This window comes from Kitasatospora sp. NPDC001132 (genome assembly GCF_053598415.1).
Genome location: NZ_JBSFKF010000006.1, coordinates 252,800 through 274,310, shown reverse-complemented (window position 1 = coordinate 274,310; position 21,511 = coordinate 252,800). Strand labels below are relative to the sequence as shown.

16 protein-coding genes are annotated in these 21,511 nt (G+C 71.7%); 9 read left to right on the top strand and 7 right to left on the bottom strand.

All coding sequences use genetic code 11. The features are described 5' to 3' along the window. Window positions 1–311 precede the first annotated feature (311 nt). Window positions 312–2,162, bottom strand: coding sequence for an ABC transporter ATP-binding protein (locus ACWDBE_RS11375; protein WP_449807812.1), 1,851 nt, complete (start codon window positions 2,160–2,162; stop codon window positions 312–314). Between the two features lie 109 nt (window positions 2,163–2,271). Further along, the gene (locus ACWDBE_RS11370; RefSeq protein ID WP_449791707.1) at window positions 2,272–2,475 is read right to left on the bottom strand and encodes a hypothetical protein; all 204 of its coding nucleotides are present in this window, start codon (window positions 2,473–2,475) and stop codon (window positions 2,272–2,274) included. Between the two features lie 693 nt (window positions 2,476–3,168). Between ACWDBE_RS11370 and ACWDBE_RS11365 the strand changes: the two genes are divergently transcribed. From ACWDBE_RS11365 to ACWDBE_RS11355, 3 genes are all read left to right on the top strand, one after another. Then, a complete protein-coding gene (locus tag ACWDBE_RS11365) occupies window positions 3,169–5,142 on the top strand; it encodes an Ig domain-containing protein (protein ID WP_449807811.1) in 1,974 nt (657 codons plus the stop codon). Between the two features lie 216 nt (window positions 5,143–5,358). Beyond that, window positions 5,359–7,170: an alkaline phosphatase family protein gene (locus tag ACWDBE_RS11360; protein WP_449807810.1), complete on the top strand. Its 1,812-nt coding sequence runs from the start codon at window positions 5,359–5,361 to the stop codon at window positions 7,168–7,170. Window positions 7,171–7,792: 622 nt separating this feature from the next. Beyond that, complete coding sequence (locus ACWDBE_RS11355) at window positions 7,793–10,177, top strand: phosphoketolase family protein (protein WP_449791549.1); 2,385 nt, start codon at window positions 7,793–7,795, stop codon at window positions 10,175–10,177. Window positions 10,178–10,657: 480 nt separating this feature from the next. On the opposite strand, the gene ACWDBE_RS11350 is transcribed toward ACWDBE_RS11355, so the two are convergent. Next, window positions 10,658–10,990: a hypothetical protein gene (locus tag ACWDBE_RS11350; protein WP_449807809.1), complete on the bottom strand. Its 333-nt coding sequence runs from the start codon at window positions 10,988–10,990 to the stop codon at window positions 10,658–10,660. Further along, entirely contained in the window at window positions 10,987–11,484 is a 498-nt protein-coding gene (locus tag ACWDBE_RS11345; RefSeq protein ID WP_449791547.1) for a DUF6232 family protein, read from the bottom strand. The genes ACWDBE_RS11350 and ACWDBE_RS11345 overlap by 4 nt, the downstream gene beginning before the upstream one ends. A 371-nt stretch (window positions 11,485–11,855) precedes the next feature. On the opposite strand from ACWDBE_RS11345, the gene ACWDBE_RS11340 reads away from it, so the two are divergent. The 5 genes from ACWDBE_RS11340 to ACWDBE_RS11320 all read left to right on the top strand — a co-directional run bounded on the left by ACWDBE_RS11340 (window position 11,856) and on the right by ACWDBE_RS11320 (window position 16,702). Beyond that, complete coding sequence (locus tag ACWDBE_RS11340) at window positions 11,856–12,083, top strand: hypothetical protein (RefSeq protein WP_449807808.1); 228 nt, start codon at window positions 11,856–11,858, stop codon at window positions 12,081–12,083. Window positions 12,084–12,633: 550 nt separating this feature from the next. Then, window positions 12,634–13,701 (top strand): ABC transporter ATP-binding protein, encoded by a 1,068-nt coding sequence (locus tag ACWDBE_RS11335; protein ID WP_449807807.1) that lies wholly within the window; start codon window positions 12,634–12,636, stop codon window positions 13,699–13,701. Between the two features lie 52 nt (window positions 13,702–13,753). Beyond that, window positions 13,754–14,959 (top strand): ABC transporter substrate-binding protein, encoded by a 1,206-nt coding sequence (locus ACWDBE_RS11330; RefSeq protein ID WP_449791545.1) that lies wholly within the window; start codon window positions 13,754–13,756, stop codon window positions 14,957–14,959. A 3-nt stretch (window positions 14,960–14,962) separates the two neighbouring features. Next, a complete protein-coding gene (locus tag ACWDBE_RS11325; protein ID WP_449791544.1) occupies window positions 14,963–15,859 on the top strand; it encodes an ABC transporter permease in 897 nt (298 codons plus the stop codon). Between the two features lie 15 nt (window positions 15,860–15,874). Then, on the top strand, window positions 15,875–16,702 hold the full coding sequence (locus ACWDBE_RS11320) for an ABC transporter permease (RefSeq protein ID WP_449791543.1): 828 nt from the start codon (window positions 15,875–15,877) through the stop codon (window positions 16,700–16,702). Between the two features lie 101 nt (window positions 16,703–16,803). Here ACWDBE_RS11320 and ACWDBE_RS11315 read toward each other — a convergent pair whose 3' ends face one another. The 3 genes from ACWDBE_RS11315 to ACWDBE_RS11305 all read right to left on the bottom strand — a co-directional run bounded on the left by ACWDBE_RS11315 (window position 16,804) and on the right by ACWDBE_RS11305 (window position 20,670). Beyond that, entirely contained in the window at window positions 16,804–17,232 is a 429-nt protein-coding gene (locus ACWDBE_RS11315) for a hypothetical protein (RefSeq protein WP_449807806.1), read from the bottom strand. 10 nt (window positions 17,233–17,242) lie between these two features. Beyond that, window positions 17,243–18,730 carry a hypothetical protein gene (locus tag ACWDBE_RS11310; RefSeq protein ID WP_449807805.1) on the bottom strand — a complete coding sequence of 496 codons (1,488 nt, stop codon included), beginning with the start codon at window positions 18,728–18,730 and terminating at the stop codon, window positions 17,243–17,245. 245 nt (window positions 18,731–18,975) lie between these two features. After that, window positions 18,976–20,670 carry an immunity 49 family protein gene (locus tag ACWDBE_RS11305; RefSeq protein ID WP_449807804.1) on the bottom strand — a complete coding sequence of 565 codons (1,695 nt, stop codon included), beginning with the start codon at window positions 20,668–20,670 and terminating at the stop codon, window positions 18,976–18,978. A 177-nt stretch (window positions 20,671–20,847) separates the two neighbouring features. On the opposite strand from ACWDBE_RS11305, the gene ACWDBE_RS11300 reads away from it, so the two are divergent. Beyond that, window positions 20,848–21,511 (top strand): hypothetical protein (locus ACWDBE_RS11300; protein WP_449807803.1); only part of this gene is annotated, 664 nt, incomplete at its 3' end.

The following is a 21,511-nucleotide window of genomic DNA, read 5'->3' as shown; positions in this document are numbered from 1 at the left end:
GACGCACATCCAGCGTATAGCCGGACGAGCCGGGCCCGCCAAGTCAGGACCTCGGCATGACACCGAGCCGTCGGGGTCGGTGCGGTGGTCACGGCAGGTGTGGGGCCGGTCGGTTCGGGGCCGGCCCGGCGGTGTGCCGCTTCGCGATCGGTCTCGGCCGCGGGCCGCCGGTCCCGGCACGGCTCGCCGAGGTCGCGAGGGGTGGCTCGGCGACCTGTCCGGCGTGGCGGTCGGCGTGGTGGCGTGCGGCGCGGTACCGACTCTGCGCTGGCCACCGGGGCGTGCCGCCTTCAGGCCGCGGCGCGGAGGGCTCAGGAGACGGACCTGAGGGGGGCGTCCGGCGGGTGGTGCAGCCGGTGGAGGGCGGCGTAGGCGGGGCTGCGGGCGATGAGTTCGTCGTGGGTTCCGTGGGCGGCGAGCCGGCCCTGTTCGAGCAGGACGATCTGGTCGGCGTCTCGGACGGTGAGCAGGTTGTGCGAGATGATGACCGTCGTGCGGCCGGCCATCAGCAGGCGCAGCGGGCCCATGATCCGCCGGGTCGACTCGGCGTCCAGGCCCGTGGCCGGCTCGTCCAGGACGAGGACGGGCGCGTCCCGGATCATCGCGCGGGCGATGGCCAGACGCTGGCGCTGGCCGCCGGAGAGAAGCCGGCCGCGTTGGCCCACCACGGTGTCGTAGCCGTCCGGGAGCAGGCTGATGAACCCGTGGGCGTCTGCAGCCCGGGCGGCCGCCCGGATCTCGGCCTCGCTCGCCTCCGGGCGTCCGTAGGCGATGTTCTCCCGGACGGTGCCGTGGAAGACCAGGGTCTCCTGGAGCACCACCGCGACGTTCTCGCGCAGCTCGGTGAGGGCCAGTTCGCGCAAGTCGAGGCCGTCCAGCCGGACCGCGCCGCCGTCCGGGTCGTAGAAGCGCAGCAGCAACTTGGCGACGGTGGACTTGCCCGCGCCGCTGGCGCCGACCAGGGCCAGCATCTCCCCAGGGGCCACCCTGAACGACACGCCCGACAGTGCGGGGACTTCCGTCTCCGGATAGCGGAAGGTGACGTCGTCGAACTCGATCTCGCCCTGGGTGCGGCCGATCGCCCGGGGGGCGGCCGCCTCGCTCACCTGCGGGCGCTGGTCGAGCAGTTCGATGATCCGCTCGGCCGCGGCGGAGGCCGCGTAGAAGGTGGTGCCGAGTCCGGACATGCGCTGGATCGGGCCGTAGAGCCTGCTCAGCAGGGCGAGGAAGACCATCAGCCCGCCGAGGGTGAGCCGTCCGTGCACCAGCTCCCAGGCCCCGAGCCCCATCACCACCATGCCACCAAGCAGTTCGATGAAGTCGACCGTCGGCCCGTAGAGCGCTCCGATCCGGGTGGAGGCCATCGCCGCGTGGTACCGGCCGACGCTCTCGCGCTGGAACCTGGCGTGCTCCCAGTCCTGGCGGTTGTACGCCTGGACGAGTGCGATATTGCCGAGTGACTCCTCGGTGACGGCGCTGATCGAGCCGGCGCGCCTGCGGCGCTCGCGCGAGGCCGCCCGGATCAGCTTCGCGAAGCGGCGGGCGGTGAGGAAGAACAGCGGTGCGGCGACCAGTGCGGTCAGCGTCAGCTCCCAGCGCAGCACCAGCAGTACGCCGACGTAGATGCCCAGCCGCATCACCTGGCTGACCGCGCCGACGAGCCCGGAGAGCAGGAAGGTCTCGACCGCGTCGATGTCGCCGGTCACCCGGGACAGCACGTCGCCGAGCCGCCGCCGTTCGAAGAACCCCAGTGACAGGCCCTGGAGGTGCCGGAAGACGTCCGACCGCAGGATGAGCAGAAACCGCTCGCTGACCCAGGTGGAGGTCACCCGGTCGGCGAATCCCAGTACTCCGGAGAGCAGGGCGAGCACGGCGTACGCGAGGGCGATCGGGAAGAACAGGCTCAGCCGGTGCGGAATGAGCATGTCGTCGATCACGATCTTGAAAAGCCAGATCTCCGCGGCCTCGATCGCCGGGGCCACCGCGACCAGCGCCAGCAGCACCACCAGCCAGCGGCGGCCGCCCCTGGTGTACGGCCAGAAACGCTGGAACACCTCGCGGAGTGGAACCGGTGGCGCGGTGGGGACCACGGCTGGGTCGGCGGTCTCGGCGACCGTGAGAAACCGTCGCAGCACGGACCGCAGGTAGCGCTTCCTGGTCATCTCACGGTCTTCCCGCTCGCCCCGAACCCGGCCTCCGGCCCAGCGACAAGGCCGGGCACAGTTTGCCCGGCCCGCTCTGAGATAGGAGTTCGTGCGCTGCTAACGGCAACTAGTCGCCCCAGTCGCCTCCGCCGCCCCAGTCGCCGTAGCCGCCGTGGTCACCACCGCCGCGCCCGAAGTCGTCGAAGCCGTAACCGCCGCGACCGCCGTAGTCTCCACCGTCGCGCTCGAAGTTGTCGAAGCCGTAACCGCCGCGACCGCCGTAGTCTCCATCGTCGCGCACGAAGGAACGGATACTTGCGAGGAATGACATGATCAGACCCTCTTTCGATGTGCTTCTCCTTCCAGCGTCATCCTCGACCCGGGGATCCACAAGCACAGAGTCGGGGAAATATGGAATGATTTGGCCATAATGTCCAAATTGGCGGATCAGTGTCCAGGTGGCGTTGTCACTCGACGCCAGGTCGAGGCCCTGAGCCGGAGCCGGCTGCGTCGGCTGCTGGAGGCCGGCATCCGACGTCCCTGGGCGCGAGCCGACCCGGCCCGCGCTCCTGCGGATCCCGCACTCGCGTCCCGCGGCGGTCAGCCGGCCCCCATCCGCACATCATCCGCACATCTCACACACCACCGGATACGGCCACCGCTCCAGACCCATCAGGGACTTCGCGAAGGTTCCACCGACTTTCTCCTGGGTGGCACGGCACGGTGAGCACGGCGGCGACCGCGCACTCCCACGGGTCGCCGGGCTCGGTGTCCTCCCGCAGGGCGGGGGCGCCCGCCAGGTCGCCGGTGGTGGCGCGCGCGAGAACGGCGACCTGGCGGACAGGGGTTTGAACGTTCAAGTTCCCGGTCCCGAAAGGGACGGGCGCGAACCTCGACTCCCGGGTCTTGACCCATGTGACCGGTGACATGTGTCATTTCACATGCCGCGTCGCGCGTCGTCAACGGGCAGCGCAGGAGCGGCTTTCACCTTCCCCGCCTTCCGACAGAGAGTCAGGACCGACCTGTGCCCGCAGCACGCTCACGCCCCGGCGGAACCTTCAGAAGCCCCCGCGGAACCCTTGGAAAACTCCTGTTCGGCGCCCTCGCGCTCGGCCTCGCCGCAGCCGGAGGCACCGGCACCGCCCTCGCCCAGGACCGGCCGGAGACGGCCCAGTCACCGACCTCGGCCACGCCCCCCAAGGACCCGCACCCCGCGGCCGAGGGCTGGCGCCAGATCAACGGCACCTGGGTGCAGGTCGGCTCCGTCCGGCCGCACGTGATGCCCAACGCCGACACCTTCGCCCAACGGCAGGCCGCGAAGGCCCACGACACCGCCGTGTCCCCCCGCAACAACTACGACCTGCAGATGACCTACCGGGGAGGCCAGGACTCCATCGGCGTCACCACCGGCCAGCCGAAGGTCTACCTGATCTACTGGGGCAGTCAGTGGGGCACCCCGGGCACCGACCCGGCCACCGGCAACGTCACGCTGTCCGGCGACCCCGACGGCGCCGCGCCCTACCAGCAGGACTTCTTCAAGGGCCTGGGCAGCACGACCGACACCTGGTCCAAGGTGATGACCCAGTACTGCGAAGGCATCGCACCCGGCTCGTCCTACTGCCCGCCCGAGGCCAACCACGTCGGCATGCCGGTGGCCGGCCAGACCCTCGCCGGCGTTTGGGTGGACAACACGAAGCCCGCGCCGAAGGCCGCCACCGAGCCGGAGATCGCGGCCGAAGTCGTCGCAGCCGCCCAGCACTTCGGCAACACCGATCCGAACCAGAACCGGGACGTCCAGTACGTCGTCAACACCGGCCAGGGACTGGACTCCGACAAGTGGAAGGAGCTCGGCTACTGCGCCTGGCACACCTTCATGCGCAGCTCGGCCGGCACCCTCGCCTACACCCTCATGCCCTACCTGACTGACGTGCCCAACTGCGGCACCAACTGGATCAACCCCGGCGCGCGCGGCCGCCTGGACGGCTACGGCATCATCGGCGGCCACGAGTACGCCGAGACGATCACCGACCAGAACGCCTCGGGCGCCTGGACCGACGCCACCGGCCAGGAGAACGCCGACAAGTGCTCCTGGATCCCGGTCGGCGCCAACGGCGGGATGTTCAACCTGACGCTCTCCACCGGCGTCTTCCCGGTGCAGACCACCTGGTCCAACTACGACCACCTGTGCACGGGCGACGGCCCGGTCTTCGGGAACGCGCCGCTCCTCGTCACCCGGCCGTGCGAGCAGACCGTCGAGAGCGGTAAACCGGTCAACATCCCCGTGCTCGCCTCCGACCGCGCCGGGCGCCCGATCACGTACGGCGCCAAGGGCCTGCCCGCCGGTCTACGGATCGACCCGGCGACCGGCCGCATCACCGGCACGACGCGCGCGACCGGCTGGAAGACCATCACCGTGACCGGCCGCGACGACCAGGGCAACACCCAGAGCCAGACCTTCAAGGCCGGTTTCTTCCACGGCCCGCAGAGCGGCTGCACCCCGATCGAACAGCTCAACGACCCCGGCTTCGAGAACCACACCGCCGACCACGGCGTCTGGAACCCGTCCGGGTACAACATCATCACGCCGTCCACCGCGCACCAGGCGCACAGCGGCTCGACGTACGCGTGGCTCGGCCAGAACACCGCCGACGACGACTCCATCACCCAGTGGGTGGAAACCACCCCCGGGTACACCAGGGAGCACTTCTCCTTCTGGCTGAACATCACCGGCAGCGCCGAGGGCTCCTCCGCACCCGGAGGCCCGGCGGCGGACACGCTCTCGCTGGAGCTGTACGACCAGTGGAGCGGCAACTACCTGGCGACCGTGAAGACGTGGACCAACCTGGACGCGACCAACGGCTACCGACTCCAGTCCTTCGACCTGACGCCGTACGTGGCGGCCGAGTTCGGCTCGACGGTCGGCATCAAGCTGGTCGCGCACTCGACGAGCGGGAAGACCGCGTTCCTGGTCGACGACGCGTCGGTCAAGTTGACCTGACCTGACCTGACCTGATCCGACCCGACCTGACACCCGATCCGTTCCGCACCGACCGGCACGCTCCCGGGCCCGTCCACGAGGACGGGCCCGGGAGCGGCTTCTTCGGGTCGAGTTCGGTCAGCGTTCTTCCGCCGGACAGCATTGACCGGTACCTATGTCCCGCTCATGGCGAACAGCCATGACACCCACCCTCACCAACGGGACGAGGTATCCCTAATGCGACTGCGATGGAGCACGCTCGGCGGACTGCTCGCCACCCTCCCCCTCGTCGGCGCGCTCGTCGTCGCCCCCGCGACCGCCCGGGCGGCGGCCGGCAGCGGCAACCTGATCGTCAACGGCGACGCGGAGGCCGGCGGCTACTGCACCAACGACTGGAGCGCCGCCAGCACCGTCCCCGGCTGGACGGTCGAGGCCGGCGGCATCGACGTCATGTGCCACTCCGCGGGCTCCTTCGGCCTGCCGAGCGACGGCCGTACGCCCGGCAAGGCCTTCTTCGGCCCGGGCAACTTCGGCGACGGCGCGATGGCCCAGACCGTCGACGTCTCCTCGGCGGCCACGGCGATCGACGGCGGCGGCGTGCACTACAACCTATCCGGCTGGCTCGGCGGTTGGACCACCTACGGCGGCTACGCCGCCGTCAGCCTGCACTTCCAGGACGCCGACGGCCGCCCGCTCGGCGCCACCGCCAAGCTTCCGACCGTCTCCGCGACCGACCGCGGCCTGAGCACCCGGTTCCTCTCCCGCAGCACCGCCGGAGCAGTCCCGGCCGGGACCCGCTCGATCCAGGTCGAGGTGCAGTTCCTCTCCACCTCGAACGAGACCGGCTACCTGGACAACCTCTCGCTCACCCTCGACACCTCGGTCGCCGCGCCCGCGCCGCTGACCCCGCCGCCGTCCGTCGCACCGGGCTACGACCACGTGTTCGTCGTCATGATGGAGAACACCGACTACTCCCAGATCATGAACGACCCGGCGGACACGCCGTTCATCCACAGCCTGATGTCCCAGGGCGCCACCCTCACCGACTCCCGCGCCGTCTACCACCCGAGCGACGAGAACTACCTCGCCATCGCCGGCGGAGACACCTACGCCAAGGGCGCCACCTACTGGCCGGACATCAACTCCCCCCAGCGCAACCTCGGCGACACGATCGAGGAGGCCGGCAAGACCTGGAAGGCCTACGAGCAGGGCATGGGCACGCCCTGCAACACGAACAAGAACTACGACAGCTACTACATGCCCGACGACGCGCCGTTCATCAACTACACCGACATCAGCGGCAACCCGGCCCGCTGCGCGGCGCACCTCTTCGACACCTCCCAGCTCACCACCGACCTGCGGTCCGCGGCCACCACCCCGAACTTCTCCTGGATCGCCGCCGACGACTACTACGACGGCGAGGCCTCCGGCAACGGCAGCGCCACCAGCCTGAAGGTGCAGGACGGCTGGCTGAAGCAGACCCTCGCCCCCGTGCTCTCCTCCCCGGCCTGGACCCAGCAGCGCTCCCTGCTCCTCCTGACCTGGGACGAGAGCCAGAACGAGGCCTACAACCACGTCGCCACCGTCGTCGTCGGCTCGCAGGGCACCGTTCCGGCCGGGACCAGCAGCCCGCTGCACTACGACCACTACAGCGTCGGCCGCACCATAGAAGCCGCCCTCGGCCTGCCGGGCCTGACCGGCAACGACACCTACGCGAGGCCCCTCAACGCCGCCTTCGCACCGTCCACGGCGACCGGGCCGACGCTCACCGGCACCCTGAACGCGGTGGCGAACGGCGGCAACGTCACCCTCCGCTACGCCGTGCCGAACGCCTCCCAGGCCGGCCCGAAGAACTGGGTCGGCCTCTACCCCGCAGGCGTGATCCCCGGCTCCCAGTCCGCGCTGACCTGGTCCTACACGCCGAACCAGAGCGGTGCGGTCACCCTCTCCACGTCCAAGCTGAACGGCGCCGGCTCGTACGACGCCTACTACCTGGCCAACGACGGCTACTCGGTGCTGGCAGGCCCCTTCCGCCTGACCGTCGGCTGACGGCCCGGTGGGGCGGGGGCGGCCCGGCCCCGCCCCACCGGACGGCGGCGCGGGTCGCTGCTCGTCGCCGGCGCCACCAACGCGGAGCAATCCCGTGAGCGCGCCGGCTCGGGGTGACCGCACCGGTGGTGGTCATCGCGGCAGTGCGCCCGCGATGACCACCACCTGCCGCGTCTGCGCGGCAGACGCGCCGAGAGCGACCCGGTCACCGCGTACACCCGGCAGGGCGAGCTGTTCACGCCCTTCTTCGAGGGCTCGCGCGAGTACTTCCCCAAGCCCTACGCGCCGTTCACCCGCGAGGACCTGATCACGCCGCTGGACCGCTTCTCCCTGCGGGACCACGCCTGCTCCGGCGATCTCCGTCCAGTGAGCCGCCGGCCCGCGGCGGAAGCGGGACCTCCACGCTGGGCCGGCAGTCCCCTTCCGGGCCTTACGTCCCGGTGGCGGGTGGCGGGCCGGGGCCGTTCGGGTGAGGCCCGGGGCGGGCAGGGACCACCGGCCCGTTCCCCCTCGCAGAATGTGGCCTGTTCGGCCCTGCGGAGGATCCGGCCGCGGGGCGACGATGAATGCCGGCCGCCCGCGGCGGTCGGTGAAGCCGGCAGACTCCGAGGAGAGCACAGCCATGTCCGTCACCCCCAGTTCGGCTCCCGGTGGACCGTCCGACGAGGAGGTCCGGGCGCTCGACGCGCACTGGCGGGCCGCCAACTACCTCGCGGCGGGCCAGATCTACCTGATGGCGAACCCGTTGCTGCGCGAGCCGCTGCGCCCCGAACACATCAAACCCCGGCTGCTCGGCCACTGGGGCACCTCGCCGGGCCTGAACCTGGTCCACACCCACCTCAACCGGGTGATCAAGGCCCGGGACCTCGACGCGGTCTGTGTCTGGGGGCCCGGTCACGGCGGCCCCGCCGTCCTGGCCGGCTCCTGGCTGGACGGCAGCTACACCGACACCTACCCGGACGTCACCCGCGACGCCGACGGCATGGCGAAGCTGTTCCGGCAGTTCTCCTTCCCCGGCGGAGTGCCGAGCCATGTCGCACCGGAGACGCCGGGATCCATCCACGAGGGCGGCGAGCTCGGCTACGCGCTCTCGCACGCCTACGGTGCTGCCCTTGACAACCCCGGGCTGCTGGTCGCCTGTGTGATCGGCGACGGCGAGGCGGAGACCGGTCCGCTGGCGGCCTCCTGGCACGGCAACAAGTTCCTCGACCCGGTCCACGACGGCGCCGTGCTGCCGGTCCTGCACCTCAACGGATACAAGATCGCCAACCCGACGGTGCTCGCCCGGCTGCCGGAGGCCGAGCTGGACGCGCTGCTGCGCGGCTACGGCCACGACCCGCTGTACGTCACCGGCGAGGACCCCATGGCCGTCCACCGCGCCATGGCCGACGCCATGGACACCGCCCTCGACCGGATCGCCGCCATCCAGCGTGCCGCGCGTGCCGACGGGGCCACCGAGCGCCGGGCCTGGCCGGTGATCGTGCTGCGCACCCCCAAGGGCTGGACCGGGCCGAACGAGGTGGACGGCGTGCCGGTGGAAGGCACCTGGCGCGCCCACCAGGTGCCGCTCGACCAGGTCCGCGACAACCCCGCACACCTCGCCCAACTGGAGGACTGGCTGCGCTCCTACCGTCCGGAGGAACTGTTCGACGAGCATGGTCGGCCGACCGCGCAGGTACTCGACCGCGTTCCCGCGGGCCGCCGCCGACTCGGCGCGAACCCGCACGCCAACGGAGGCCTGCTGCTGCGTGAACTGCCGATGCCGCCGCTGGAGCGGTACGCCGTACCCGTGGACAAGCCCGGTGCGACGCTGCACGAGCCCACCCGGGTCCTGGGCGACCTGCTGGCCCAAGTGATGGCGGACACCGCCGAGCGCCGTGACTTCCGCCTGGTCGGCCCGGACGAGACCGCCTCCAACCGCCTCCAGGCCGTCTACACCGCCACGGGCAAGGCCTGGCAGGCCGACACCCTGCCCGTCGACGAACACCTCGCCCACGACGGCCGGGTGATGGAGATCCTCTCCGAACACACCTGTCAGGGCTGGCTGGAGGGATACCTCCTCACCGGCCGACACGGCCTGTTCTCCTGCTACGAGGCCTTCGTCCACATCGTCGACTCCATGGTCAACCAGCACATCAAGTGGCTGCGCACCACCCGCGCCCTGCCCTGGCGCGCCCCCATCGCCTCGCTCAACTACCTGCTCACCTCGCACGTCTGGCGCCAGGACCACAACGGCTTCTCCCACCAGGACCCCGGCTTCGTCGACCACGTCCTCAACAAGAGCCCCGAAGCCGTGCGGGTCTACTTCCCGCCGGACGCCAACACCCTGCTCGCCACCGCCGACCACGTGCTGCGCAGCCGCGACTACGTCAACGTCGTGGTCGCCGGAAAGCAGCCCAGCTTCGACTGGCTCACCCTCGACCAGGCCCGCGCCCACTGCGCCCGCGGTGCCGGGATCTGGGAATGGGCCGGCACCGACGACAGCACCCGCGAGCCCGACGCCGTCCTGGCCTGCGCCGGTGACGTGCCCACCCAGGAGGTCCTGGCCGCCGCCGACCTGCTCCGCCGGCACCTGCCCGACCTTCGTGTCCGGGTGGTCAACGTGGTCGACCTGGCCCGGCTGATGCCCGCCGAGGAGCACCCGCACGGGATGCCGGACTCCGAGTTCGACGCCCTGTTCACCCGCGACCGGCCGGTGATCTTCGCGTACCACGGCTACCCGTGGCTGATCCACCGCCTCGCCTACCGCCGGGCCGTCCACCCGTGCCTGCACGTGCGCGGCTACAAGGAGTCCGGCACCACCACCACGCCGTTCGACATGGTCGTCCGCAACGACCTCGACCGCTACCGCCTCGTCATGGACGTCATCGACCGTACCCCCGGCCTGGCCGTGCGCGCCGCCGCCCTGCGCCAGGAGATGGCCGACCGGCGCACCCGCCACCACGACTGGATCCGCGAGCACGGCACCGACCTGCCCGAGGTCACCGACTGGACCTGGCAGGGCTGACCCAAAACCAGGGGGCCGAACGTCAGAGACCAGCACCATGGAGCTACCCGTTCGGAGCCGCCGGAATCGACGGCTCCGAAGCCGGCCCCTGACCGCTGCCGACCGGGCCGCCCGCGAGGCGCTGCTGCGCGGCTGCCCGCTGCGCGTTCTGCACGCGCTGCCACTGATGCCTCATCTGCTCCCCAGTCGGTCGGCAGGACGGCGACCCGGCCCAGGCGACCTGCTGCACGAGGTCCGCCACATCCTGGCGGTGCGCTACCCGCAGCCGGAGACCCGCACCGACGGGGTTCACTCGGGGCACCCCGCCGCCCGTCCGCGGTGCCGGGCCCGTGCTGCCGCCGCGCCCGCCGAGGCGTGCAGTGCTCACCCGGTCACCGCGCCCATGACGCCTGTGCCTGCCCCGAGCACGGTCAAGGCGTGGCCCAGGCGTACCCGGGACACGCCCATCGCTTCAACTCGCACAGCCGCCGATCAGCCGCCTCAGCCCGCCAGCAGCGCCTTCGCGGCCGCGATCACCGGCACGCCCACCTCGCCGACCAGCGCCGCGATTCCGGAGATGCGCTGCACCAGGCCACGCCGGCGCTCCGCAGACGTCTCCTCGGCGATCGAGCCGGCCGCCGTGTCCACCTCGGCCCGGTCGTTCTCGTCCAGGTGCGGGCGTAGTTTCTCGATCTCCCGCAGGAGGGCCTCCACTGCGGGTCCTCCTGCGGTCGCGCCGACGGTCTTGCCGCCGGCCACGATGTCACCGGAACCGGTGTGCTCGGCCTTGCCGATGCTGCCCGAGCCGTACTGCTGGATGTGGTCGCCGCTCATGATCCTCCGATGTTCCCGCTGCCGCTGTGCTGGGCCTTGCCGATGCTGCCGTCGCCGTACTGGTGGATGACGTCCCCCTGCACCGCGTGGGCCACGTTGATGACTGTCTGTGCGACGTCGGGATTGCCGATCGCCTTGGTGATCTCGTAGATCAACTGCTGGATCTCCTCCTGCCGCGTGGACCAGACGGCCTCACGCTGGGTGCCGGAGGTATTGAGGACCAGTCCGTACACCGGGGGCTTCTGCAGGGCCGAGACCAGTCTCCAGACCAGAAGTGCCTCGACGGCGAGGAAGACGATCGTTCCCACGGTGCCGGCGAAAGAGGCGAATATGCCGCCCAGAATGAACCAGCCGATGCTCTGGAGGATGAACTTCCTCCACGCGGCACCCTTGTCGACGGTCAGTCGTCTCTGGCCGACATGGGAGATGTTGCGCAGCGGATAGGCCTCGCCACCTACCCACAACACGCCTTCATTGATTGTTACTTGGGCCACCAAGGGACCCTCCTGCCCACTCCCGGACGATGAGGTGTGGAGCATAGCGAAGCCGATGGCGGACACGCGGCGGAAATCACACTTTCCGCCCGTCACTTTCGAGTGACCGTCGTGGCGACAAGCCGAGCTCGAGCGAGATCCAGTGGCAAAGAGGAGGATCGACCGTCACGGGGGCACGTGTTGCACCCGCTGCCCGGTCCACCGGCTCCGGCGCTCAAGATGCTCAAGCGCCAGATGTTCGGCCGGGCCTGCCTGGCACGCATCCCCTACGCGCCCACCCGAAGCCACTCCTTCGGGGAGGAGGGGCACGAGTTCCGTCTCGGCCCCGCCTCACCGCAGGGCAGGCGGACGCCTTCGAGGCCGAGCGCGACGTGGAACTTCCGCGGCCCTATCGGGACTTCCTCACCAACATGGGCGGCAGCGGCGCGTCTCCGTACTACGGACTGATCCCCGTCGAGACGGTCTCCGACGCCTGTGCACGCCTCAACACCCCCGCCGGCCTGCCGATCGGCCTCCAGCTCCTCGCCCGCCCGCTCGCCGAACCCTCCTGCGCGTCGCCCACGCCCACGAACCCGACCACCCGCCTCCCCGCCCCCTGAACCACCGGCGGCGGAAACCGGCTGTCCGCCCACTCAAAAGGACGGACTGCCGGAGAGGCCGGGAAGTACGCGGTCGACCTCGATCGTGCCCGCGTCCGGTCGCGGTGCGCACAGCCCGCCGTGCCCGTGTTCACCGGCCCCGTGGTCGGTCTCCGGATCCCTGCGCACGGCAGTGCTCCCCCGCGCCGAGGCGCGGTTCCGGAGGACCCGGTAGTCGTCGGCGCCCAGCCACGTACGGGTGACATGTGCCCGGTTCCCGAGATGTCGAGGGCTGGTACCCGGCACTCTGCTGATGTCCGGTTCGTGGGCGGAGGGCGGCAGAAGTGGTCTTGGACCCGCATCGTCGGCTGGAACTTCGGTGCTTCCGTGGGCTGCACGAGTCCGGTGCTACGCGCGTGTCGGAGTTCTCGAAGGAGACCGGTCCCGATCGCCGTACGACCCGCGGGCGTTCGTGGCCGGACCGAGTGAACGCTCCCGGGTTTCCGAGGCCCGGGCCGCACGGCCCGCTCTCCGGACAGGGCAGGCGACGCCGAGCAGAGGGCCGCACGACATGACGAACGACGACCGACCGCCGCGACCGGCGCCCGCCGCCCCTGCGGCGGTCCGGCTCGAAAGGCTGACGAAGACCTTCGACGGCGGCGTCCGTGCGGTCGACGGCGTGGACCTGGAGGTCGGCGAGGGCGAGTTCTTCGCAGTCCTCGGCCCGTCGGGGTCCGGGAAGACCACGGTGCTGCGCATGATCGCGGGCTTCGAGGCCCCCACCTCCGGCCGGATCCTGCTGGGTGGAACCGATGTCACCCGCCTGCCGCCGTTCGACCGGGACGTCAACACCGTGTTCCAGGACTACGCGCTCTTCCCGCACATGACCGTCGCGCAGAACGTGGGCTACGGCTTGATGGTCCGCCGGGTGCCCAGGGCCGAGCGGGCCCGGCGGGTGCGTGCCGCGCTCGCCAGGGTCCGGCTCGAAGGCTTCGAGCCGCGCCGGCCCTCCCAGCTCTCCGGCGGGCAGCGCCAGCGGGTGGCGTTGGCCAGAGCGCTGGTCAACCGCCCGAAGGTGCTGCTGCTCGACGAACCGCTCGGCGCCCTCGACCTGCAGCTCCGGCACGACGTGCAACTGGAACTCAAACAACTCCAGCGCGAGGTCGGGATCACCTTCCTCCTCGTCACCCACGACCAGGAGGAGGCCCTGACGATGAGCGACCGCCTCGCGGTGGTCAACGCGGGAAGGATCGAGCAGGTCGGGTCGCCGGCCGAGGTGTACGAGCGTCCCGCCACGGCCTTCGTCGCCGGCTTCGTCGGCAGCTCCAACCTCCTGGACGGCCCGGTGGCCGAACAGCTCGTGGGGGAGTCCGGGCCCTTCAGCATCCGACCGGAGAAGATCCGCCTGACGCACCCGGACGACCCCGCCGCCCCCGACGAGCTGTCGACGAGCGGGCGCGTGGCCGAGGTCGTCTACGCGGGCGGCCACACCAGATTCCTGATCGACCTGGAGGCCGGCGGCCGGCTGACCGCCGTACGGCAGAACGCCGAGGACGGCGCGGCCGACGTCCTGCGTCACAGCGGCACCGACGTCGTAGTGGCCTGGCAGCGCAAGCACCTGGTCCGCGTCGGCGAGTAGCCCGCCGAGAACCGCTTCCCCACCCTCCCCCCCCGAAGATCGGACCTCGCGCATGCCCCTCCCCGCCCCGAAACGCGCCTTCGCCCACACGGTGACCGCGGTCGCAGCCGCTCTCCTCCTGATCGCAGGATGCGCCGGCACCACCGGAACGACCTCCGCCCAGGGCCCGAACCCACCCGAACTGCCCGCGCTGCGATCCCTCGGCGCCGGCGAGGGCCAGGTGAACCTGATCGCCTGGGCCGGTTACGCCGAAGACGGTTCGGACGACCACGACGTCGACTGGGTCCACCCCTTCGAGCAGCAGACCGGCTGCAAGGTCCACACGAAGATCGCCGGTACCTCGGACGAGATGGTCTCCCTGATGAAGACCGGCCAGTACGACACCGTCTCGGCGTCCGGCGACGCGACGCTCCGGCTGATCGCGGCCGGCGACGTCGCGCCCGTCAACACCAGCCTGGTGCCCAACTACGCGGACGTCTTCGAGGGCCTGAAGAACCAGCCGTGGAACTCCGTGAACGGCCGGATGTACGGCATCCCGCACGGCCGCGGCGCCAACCTGCTGATGTACCGGACCGACAAGGTCTCACCGGCACCGGACTCGTGGCGCGCGGTCTTCGAGGACGCCCCGGCCCACGCCGGGCACGTCACCGCCTACGACTCCCCGATCTCCATCGCCGACGCGGCGCTGTACCTCATGGCGACCGAACCGGACCTGGGCATCAAGAACCCCTACGCCCTGGACGACGCCCAACTCAAGGCCGCCGTCGACCTGTTGAAGGCCCAGCACAAGTCGGTCGGCGAGTACTGGAGCGACTACCAGAAGGCCGAGAACTCCTTCAAGACCGGCGACACGGTGATCGGAACCACCTGGCAGGTGATCGCCAACATGGCACAGGCCGACCAGGCACCCGTCCGGGCGGTGCTCCCCAAGGAAGGCGCGACCGGCTGGTCCGACACGTGGATGGTGTCGGCGAAGGCCGCACACCCCAACTGCGCCTACCGGTGGATGGACTGGATCGTCTCGCCGAAGGCCAACGCCCAGGTCGCCGAATGGTTCGGTGAGGCCCCCGCCAATGCCAAGGCCTGCGACCACACGTCCGACAAGGCCTTCTGCACCGTCTTCCACGCCACCGACGACGCGTACTGGAAGAACGTCCACTCCTGGACCACACCCGTCAAGAACTGCCTGGACGGCCGCGGGGCGTCCTGCACCGACTACGCGGCCTGGACCGCCGCCTGGACCGAGATCAAGGGCTGACCGGTGGCGAACGACGTGACCGCCCCGCCACCGCGGCGGAGCGGCCTGCGGCGGACGGCCTCCGTCCTGCACCGGCACGCCGGGCTGCGCCTGACACTGCTGCTGGCGGCGCCGATGGCCTGGCTGGTGCTCGCCTACCTCGGCTCGATGGCCGTCCTGCTCCTCTCGGCCTTCTGGACGGTCGACGGCTTCACCTACAACGTCGTCCGGGTCTGGGACACCACCAACTTCACCACCGTCCTCACCGACCCGGTCTACCGCACCATCGCACTGCGCACGCTCGCCATCGCCGCCGCGGTCACGGTGATCGACACCGCGGTGGCGTTCCCCATGGCCTTCGCCATGGCCCTGGTCGTCCGGCCGCGCACCCGCAGGCTCCTGGTGGTGGCCGTGCTGACCCCGCTCTGGGCCGGCTACCTGGTCAAGGCGTACGCCTGGCGGGTCGTCTTCAGCCGGGGCGGCATCCTCGACTGGCTCGGCAGCCCCTTCGGTCTGACCAGCCCGGGATACGGCACGGCGGCGATCGTCGTCGTCCTCGCCTACCTGTGGCTGCCCTACATGATCCTTCCGATCCTCGCCGGCCTGGAGAACCTGCCTCCCGGCCTCCTCGACGCCTCGGCCGACCTCGGCGCCTCCGCCGGGAGGACCTTCCGCTCGGTGGTCCTCCCACTGGTCAAGCCCTCGGTGCTCGCCGGATCCGCCCTCACCTTCTCCCTGAGCCTGGGGGACTACATCGCCGTGCGGATCGTCGGCGGCAGGACCCAGATGCTGGGCACGACGATCGCCGACAACGTCACGCTCAACCTGCCGCTGGCCGCCGCCCTGTCCTTCTTACCGGTGGCGGTCATCGTCGGCTACCTGCTCGCCGTGCGCCGCTCGGGCGCCCTGGACTCGCTGTGAGGGAACCGGACGGCCGTGAACCTCTCCCGCCGCACCCGGATCGTGCTGCGCGCGGCCATGATCGGCGGCCTCGCCGTCATCTACCTGCCGCTGCTGCTGGTCCTCCTCAACTCGCTCAACCGAGACCGCTCCTTCGCCTGGCCCCCGACCGGAATCACCACCGAGTGGTGGGTGCGCGCCTGGCAGTCCGACGGCGTCCGAGACGCACTCGTCGCCTCACTGCAGGCGGGAGCCGGGGCCACCCTGGTGGCACTGGTCCTGGGAACCATGACCGCCCTCGCCGTCCAGCGGTACCGGTTCTTCGGCCGGCGAGCGGTCTCCTTCCTCGTGATCCTCCCGATCGCGCTGCCCGGCATCGTCACCGGCATCGCCCTCAACGCCGCCTTCCGTACGGTGCTCGGTCCGGCCGGCATCGGGTTCGGCATGCTCACCGTCGTCATCGGGCACGCCACCTTCTGCATCGTCGTCGTCTTCAACAACGTCGTCGCCAGGCTGCGCCGGACCTCGCCCTCGGCCGAGGAGGCCTCGGCCGACCTGGGTGCGCACCCCTTCCAGACCTTCCGTCACGTCACCTTCCCGGCCCTGCGGCCCGCACTCCTGGCGGGCGGACTCCTGGCCTTCGCGCTCTCCTTCGACGAGATCGTGGTGACCACGTTCACCGCCGGACCAAGCCTCCAGACCCTGCCTGTCTGGATCTCCGCGAACCTGGCCCGGCCCAACCAGGCCCCGGTCGTCAACGTCGTGGCCGCCGTCCTGGTGCTGATCTCCGTCGTCCCGATCCACCTGGCCCAGCGGCTGTCCGCCGACGGACCCACCGCTGCGCCTTCCCCGCAGTCCCCGTGACCGCCGGCGACACACCGAGCAGGGCACCGCGTCACCACGGGGCCGCACACGCTCCCCGGCGCCCACCCGCCGACCTTCCGCCCGGGGCCACGGGCGGCGCGTCACGAGGCGAGTGTTCGGGCCAGCCGGGAGGCCTCCGCCCGCACGCGGCGGGGTGCGGTCGAGACCGTGAGGGCGTCGAGGGCGGGCAGAGCGGTCCGGATGCCGTCCGCCGCCGCGCATTCGGCGGCCAGCGCGAGGGCGTCCGCCAGTCCGCGCACGCCCGGTTCCTCGGCGGCGAGCACGGAGATCAGGGCAGCGAGCACCTCCCAGACCGGCCGGCCCGCACCGCTGCGCGCGGCGTCGGCCAGGACGGGCAGGAACCGGTTCGGCTTGGCCGCCGTCAGCCGCCACAGCGCCGCGATCCACCCACCGAGCACCTCGGGACGCAACCGCCCGCGCGCGTTCAGGACCAGCAGGGCGTCCAGCGCCACGGTGCGGTTCTCCGCACGGGCGGCCGTCAGCCCGTACCCGAGCGCCAGGTGGTACACCGCCGCGGGCTCACCCGCGACCTCGGCGAGCCGGGGCAGCCAGGCCCGGGTCCGGCACCCGGTCGGCCATCAGGCCCGCCAGCCGCTCGGCGAGGTCGAGCGGGCCGGCGGGTGCGGCGGGCAGCGCGACCTGGCCCACCAACGGTTCGGCGGCGTGCGGTTCGGCGGCTCTCGCCACCCCCGGGGCCTGGACGGCCAGCAGACGGTGGGACTCGGGCCGGAGGGCCGGGCCGAGGGCGGCGGCGGCGCTGCGCACGGCCTCGGCGGTGGCCGGGGCGACGCCGGGCAGGTGTTGGGCGACGAGATGCAGGGCGCGCTCCTGAACGGCATGAGCCGGGTGGGCGAAGGCCACGCCGACGGCGGGCAGCAGGCCGTCCGCCGCGGCGGGGTCGCGGCGCAGGGCGGCGGCGGCGCGGCTCAGCTGGGTGGTGGCGAGGGTCTTCTCCGGGCGGGCCAGGACGGCGGCCGTCAACTCGGTGAACACCTCGGCGGAGAGCCGGTCGTCCACGGGCACCAGCGCCGCCTGGGCGGCCTTGGCGGCGGTCGGTGCGCCGTCGGCGGCCAGCCGGACGTGATCGCCGGCCCGGGCGAGGACCTCCTCGGGGTCGAGCGCCAGCGCGGCGTACAGCCGGAGGAAACCTCGCAGGTTGCCGGGCCGGTCGCCGCGCAGGAGCTTTCCGAGGCAGAGGTCGATCAGCTCGGCGCGGTCGAGCACGCCCTCGCCCGCCAGGGCGGTGAGCACCTTGGGCCACTCGTTGTCCGGCCCGAAGCGGGCGGCGTGGGGATCGGTGAACACGGTTCCCACGTCCGGGACTTCGAACAGACGGCGGACGAACTCGGCCAGCCTGGGCTGGGCACGCAGCCAGGAGAGCAGGGTGTCGTGGTGCGGCACCGGCTCGCGCAGGCCCCGCATGGCGAACCACTCGCCGATCTCGCGGTGGTACGGGTAGTGGATCGAGTCACCCTCGCGCAACCAGCCGATCACATAGCCGTCGGTGACGGGGACTTCGGCGCCCGACCAGACGGCGAGGCCGTGGGCGATCAGCCACCGGTCGTGGCGGCCCCGCGCGGGCAGCCACTCGGCGAGCCGGACCGCGAGTTCACGGTGGAACGCCTGGTCCCGGTGCGGTGAGAGCAGGGCCGTCAGCAGGACGTGGTGGTCCGGGTTGGTGGAACCGCCGCCGGGCAGGGGCCAGGTGATGTCGAGGAGCGGGCGGGCCGTCAGCCAGTCGAGGGCCTGGGCGGCAGTGGCGGAGGAGTGGATCCCGGCGAACTGGAGCGCGGCGAGCTGATCGTAGGCGGCGGAGTACCGGGTCGTGTCGCCCGAGGAGAGCTCGCGCGAGAGCTCGGCGCGGAGCCTGCGCAGCGGAGCGCGCAGATGGCCCAGCTCGGCGGCGGGCACGGGGGAGAGCCGTTCGATCACCCCCTGCGGAACCCGTGCGGCGATGAGTGCGCGCATCTCCTCCCAGCTGATCGTCCCGCTCTCGGGATCCGTCACGATGCCCCCTCCACCAGGTCTGATCGACGTTCGTGAACATAGCGCTCACCCCTGACAGCCGTGCGGCCGTGCGGCCGTGCGGCCGTGCGGCCGTGCGGCCGGGCTGCCAGGGGCGTGACCGGCGCTCCGGGGCCACCAGCCGGAACCGCCCGGCCGACCACCCCGCTCTCCCGTTCCTCACGGCCGACGGCGTTCCTCGCGGCCGACGGCCGGGTGCGGTCGACACCTGTCGGACCGTCGGGCGGTCAGAGTGCGGCCTTCGGCTCCCGAACATCCCCTCCGGCGCGCCCGGCCGCCCGGAGCAGGCGCGGCGGGAGGTAGGGCGACCGGACGTGGACGGCCCAGCCGCGGCTGCGGCGGGCGTGGCAGGCGAGGCCGAGGACGTCGAGGCTGAGCGCGGCACCCGTGTGGGTGGCACGGTCGGCGACGGAGTGGTGGTCGCGGTGGGCTTCCAGGGCGTCCAGCAGGGCGAGGTTGAAGCTGGTCTCGTCGCCCCGGACCAGCTGTGAGAAGAGGACGACCGGAGGCGGGAGGAAGCCGTGGCCCCGGGTTCGTTCCAGCTCCTCCAGGGCCCGTTCGGTGGCCGGGAGCGGGTCGGCTCCGCGCAGGTGGTCGTGCAGGGCGGTGCGGTACGAGGCGAACGGGTAGCTGTCCTCGGCGGCGATCGCCGGACCGGCCAGCACGAGGGGTTCGAGGTCCTCGGAGCTGCCGGTGATCAGGATGAAGGACAGGGCCGTCTCCCAGAAGGTCGGCCCGAAGTCCCTGTCCCGGCGGGCGGGGAAGCGCAGCATCCGCCCTTCGATCGTCACCTCGGCCTCGGTGCCCGGTTCGGCGAGGGCGACCCGGAACACGGCGGCCCCCAGCTGGGAGCCGAGCCGCAGGTTGGCGAGCAGGGCATCGGTGGCGTCGGCGGACTCCGAGGCGCGCGCCGACAGGAGGCGGCTCTGGTAGCGCAGGGCACCCGTGAGCTCCCACGCGTCCAGCGGCTCGCCCTCCTTCGGCGTGATGGCCTCCAGGGTGCGTCGCTCGAACCGCGCCGCGCCGTCCGGGCTGAGCGGCCGGGCCGGGAACGGCCGGTCGAGGACGACGGGCCCGGCGGCGAGCCGGGCCACGGCGTCGGGGCGCGGGTCGCGGCCCAGGGCGCGGACGCGCGGGCCGGGGGTCTCGAAGCCGGTGACCAGGGCGTGGGGGAGGTAGTCGGTGTCGACCGCCGGGGTCCAGCCGTGGGTGCGGTACGCGAGGGCGGCGAGGGCGATCGGGACGAGCGGCAGGAGGCTCGCGGGCCCGGTGCCGTGCGGGCCGTTCTGGACGAGCGTGAGGAGGGCGGCGTCGAAGGCGTCGCGGTCCCCGTCGGTCAGGGCGCGCAGCGCGCGCAGACCGGGCTGTGGTTCGGTGGACGCGGCGGGGAGGCCGGCCTCCTCGAAGAAGTGCGCGACGAAGCCGTCGACGAGCTCGAGGTCGGGGGTGACCGGCTCGTCCGGCATCAACTGCCGTGCCCAGCTGAAGGCCTCGCCGTGGACGGAGACCTTGTCGGCGACGATCGCCAGGCAGAAGGCGTCGAGCCACTCCCGGGCGGTGACCCGGTGGCGGGGGTCGCGCTCCTGCCCGTACTCCGGGTCGTACCCCATCCCGAAGTTCGGGTAGTCGAGGAAGACGCTGAAGCGGTCGTGCGGGTAGTAGGCGGCGAAGGAGACGGCGCCGGCGGCGGCCTCTGCGGCGTCCGCGAGGACGGCCCTGGCCTCGGCGGAGTCCAGGCCGGGCCGGGTGGTGGAGAGCGCTCCGAGGTAGTCGAGGAAGGAGTCGGCGATCAGCTGCCACTCCGTCGTGGTCATCAGGCCGGCGCGGGAGTAGGAGTGGACCTGCCTGCCGATCCGGTTCACGAAGTCCTCGCCGGCCTGCGCCACCCGCTCCCCGTCCACCTGGTGACGTTCGATCCGCACGGTCCTGCCCCCTTGATCGTCGACTTGGACCCAGAGTAGGCAGCGGGTCGGACATCACGGTCCGCCGGGTCCCGCGGCAGACCGTCCCCGTTCCCGCAGGTCTGGTCACGGGGGCGTGGGCCTGACAAGCTCTCAGGCGCCAACGTGCGGGAACGATCGGGAGGATCAAGGATGCGCATGCCCGGACTGAGACGGTTTCTGTCCCGCCGACTGGCGGTGGCCGCGCTGCTGCTGGGAGGTCTGACCCTGGCCGGTGCGCCGGTCGCGCAGGCGGCCGCGCAGACGGCCGGTGCGCAGGTCGCGCGGACGGCCGGGACGGTGAAGGCCGTGCGGACCGCGCCGCAGGCCGGCGGGACGACGACGATCTGTGGCTACACCCCGGTGCCCACCGGCTGGGTGATCGTCAGCGAGCAGTGGTCCGGCTGCAGCGGCTACGGGCTCTTCACCATCGCCGACGCCTCGGCCCTGACCTCGGTACAGGCCTGCTCGAACGGGCCGATACCCGCCGGCTGGGTGATCACGGCGATGCAGAGCGGCGCCGGCACCTGCGGGAGCTACCCGCTGTACTCGCTGCTGAAGGTCACCGACCAGACCGTCCTCCAGGACTGCGGGCAGTCCCCGATCCCGCCGGGCTGGGTGATCACGGCGATCCAGACCGTCTCCCCGGCCTGCGGCACCTACGGCACCTACACCCTCGTGCCGCTGGGCGACCGGACCTCCGTCCAGGCCTGCGGCAACTGGCCGGTTCCGGCGGGCTGGGTGATCACGGCGATGCAGAACGGAGCGGGCTGCGGGAGCTACCCGCTGTACTCGTTGCTGAAGGTCACCACCCAGACCACCC

Bases quoted from the DNA above. Each gene is read 5' to 3' on its own strand.
- ACWDBE_RS11360 (WP_449807810.1), top strand. From the start codon at position 5,359: ATGCGACTGCGATGGAGCACGCTCGGCGGACTGCTCGCCACCCTCCCC.
- ACWDBE_RS11370 (WP_449791707.1), bottom strand. From the start codon at position 2,475: ATGTCATTCCTCGCAAGTATCCGTTCCTTCGTGCGCGACGATGGAGAC.
- ACWDBE_RS11350 (WP_449807809.1), bottom strand. From the start codon at position 10,990: ATGAGCGGCGACCACATCCAGCAGTACGGCTCGGGCAGCATCGGCAAG.
- ACWDBE_RS11330 (WP_449791545.1), top strand. From the start codon at position 13,754: ATGCCCCTCCCCGCCCCGAAACGCGCCTTCGCCCACACGGTGACCGCG.
- ACWDBE_RS11355 (WP_449791549.1), top strand. From the start codon at position 7,793: ATGTCCGTCACCCCCAGTTCGGCTCCCGGTGGACCGTCCGACGAGGAG.
- ACWDBE_RS11375 (WP_449807812.1), bottom strand. From the start codon at position 2,162: ATGACCAGGAAGCGCTACCTGCGGTCCGTGCTGCGACGGTTTCTCACG.
- ACWDBE_RS11335 (WP_449807807.1), top strand. From the start codon at position 12,634: ATGACGAACGACGACCGACCGCCGCGACCGGCGCCCGCCGCCCCTGCG.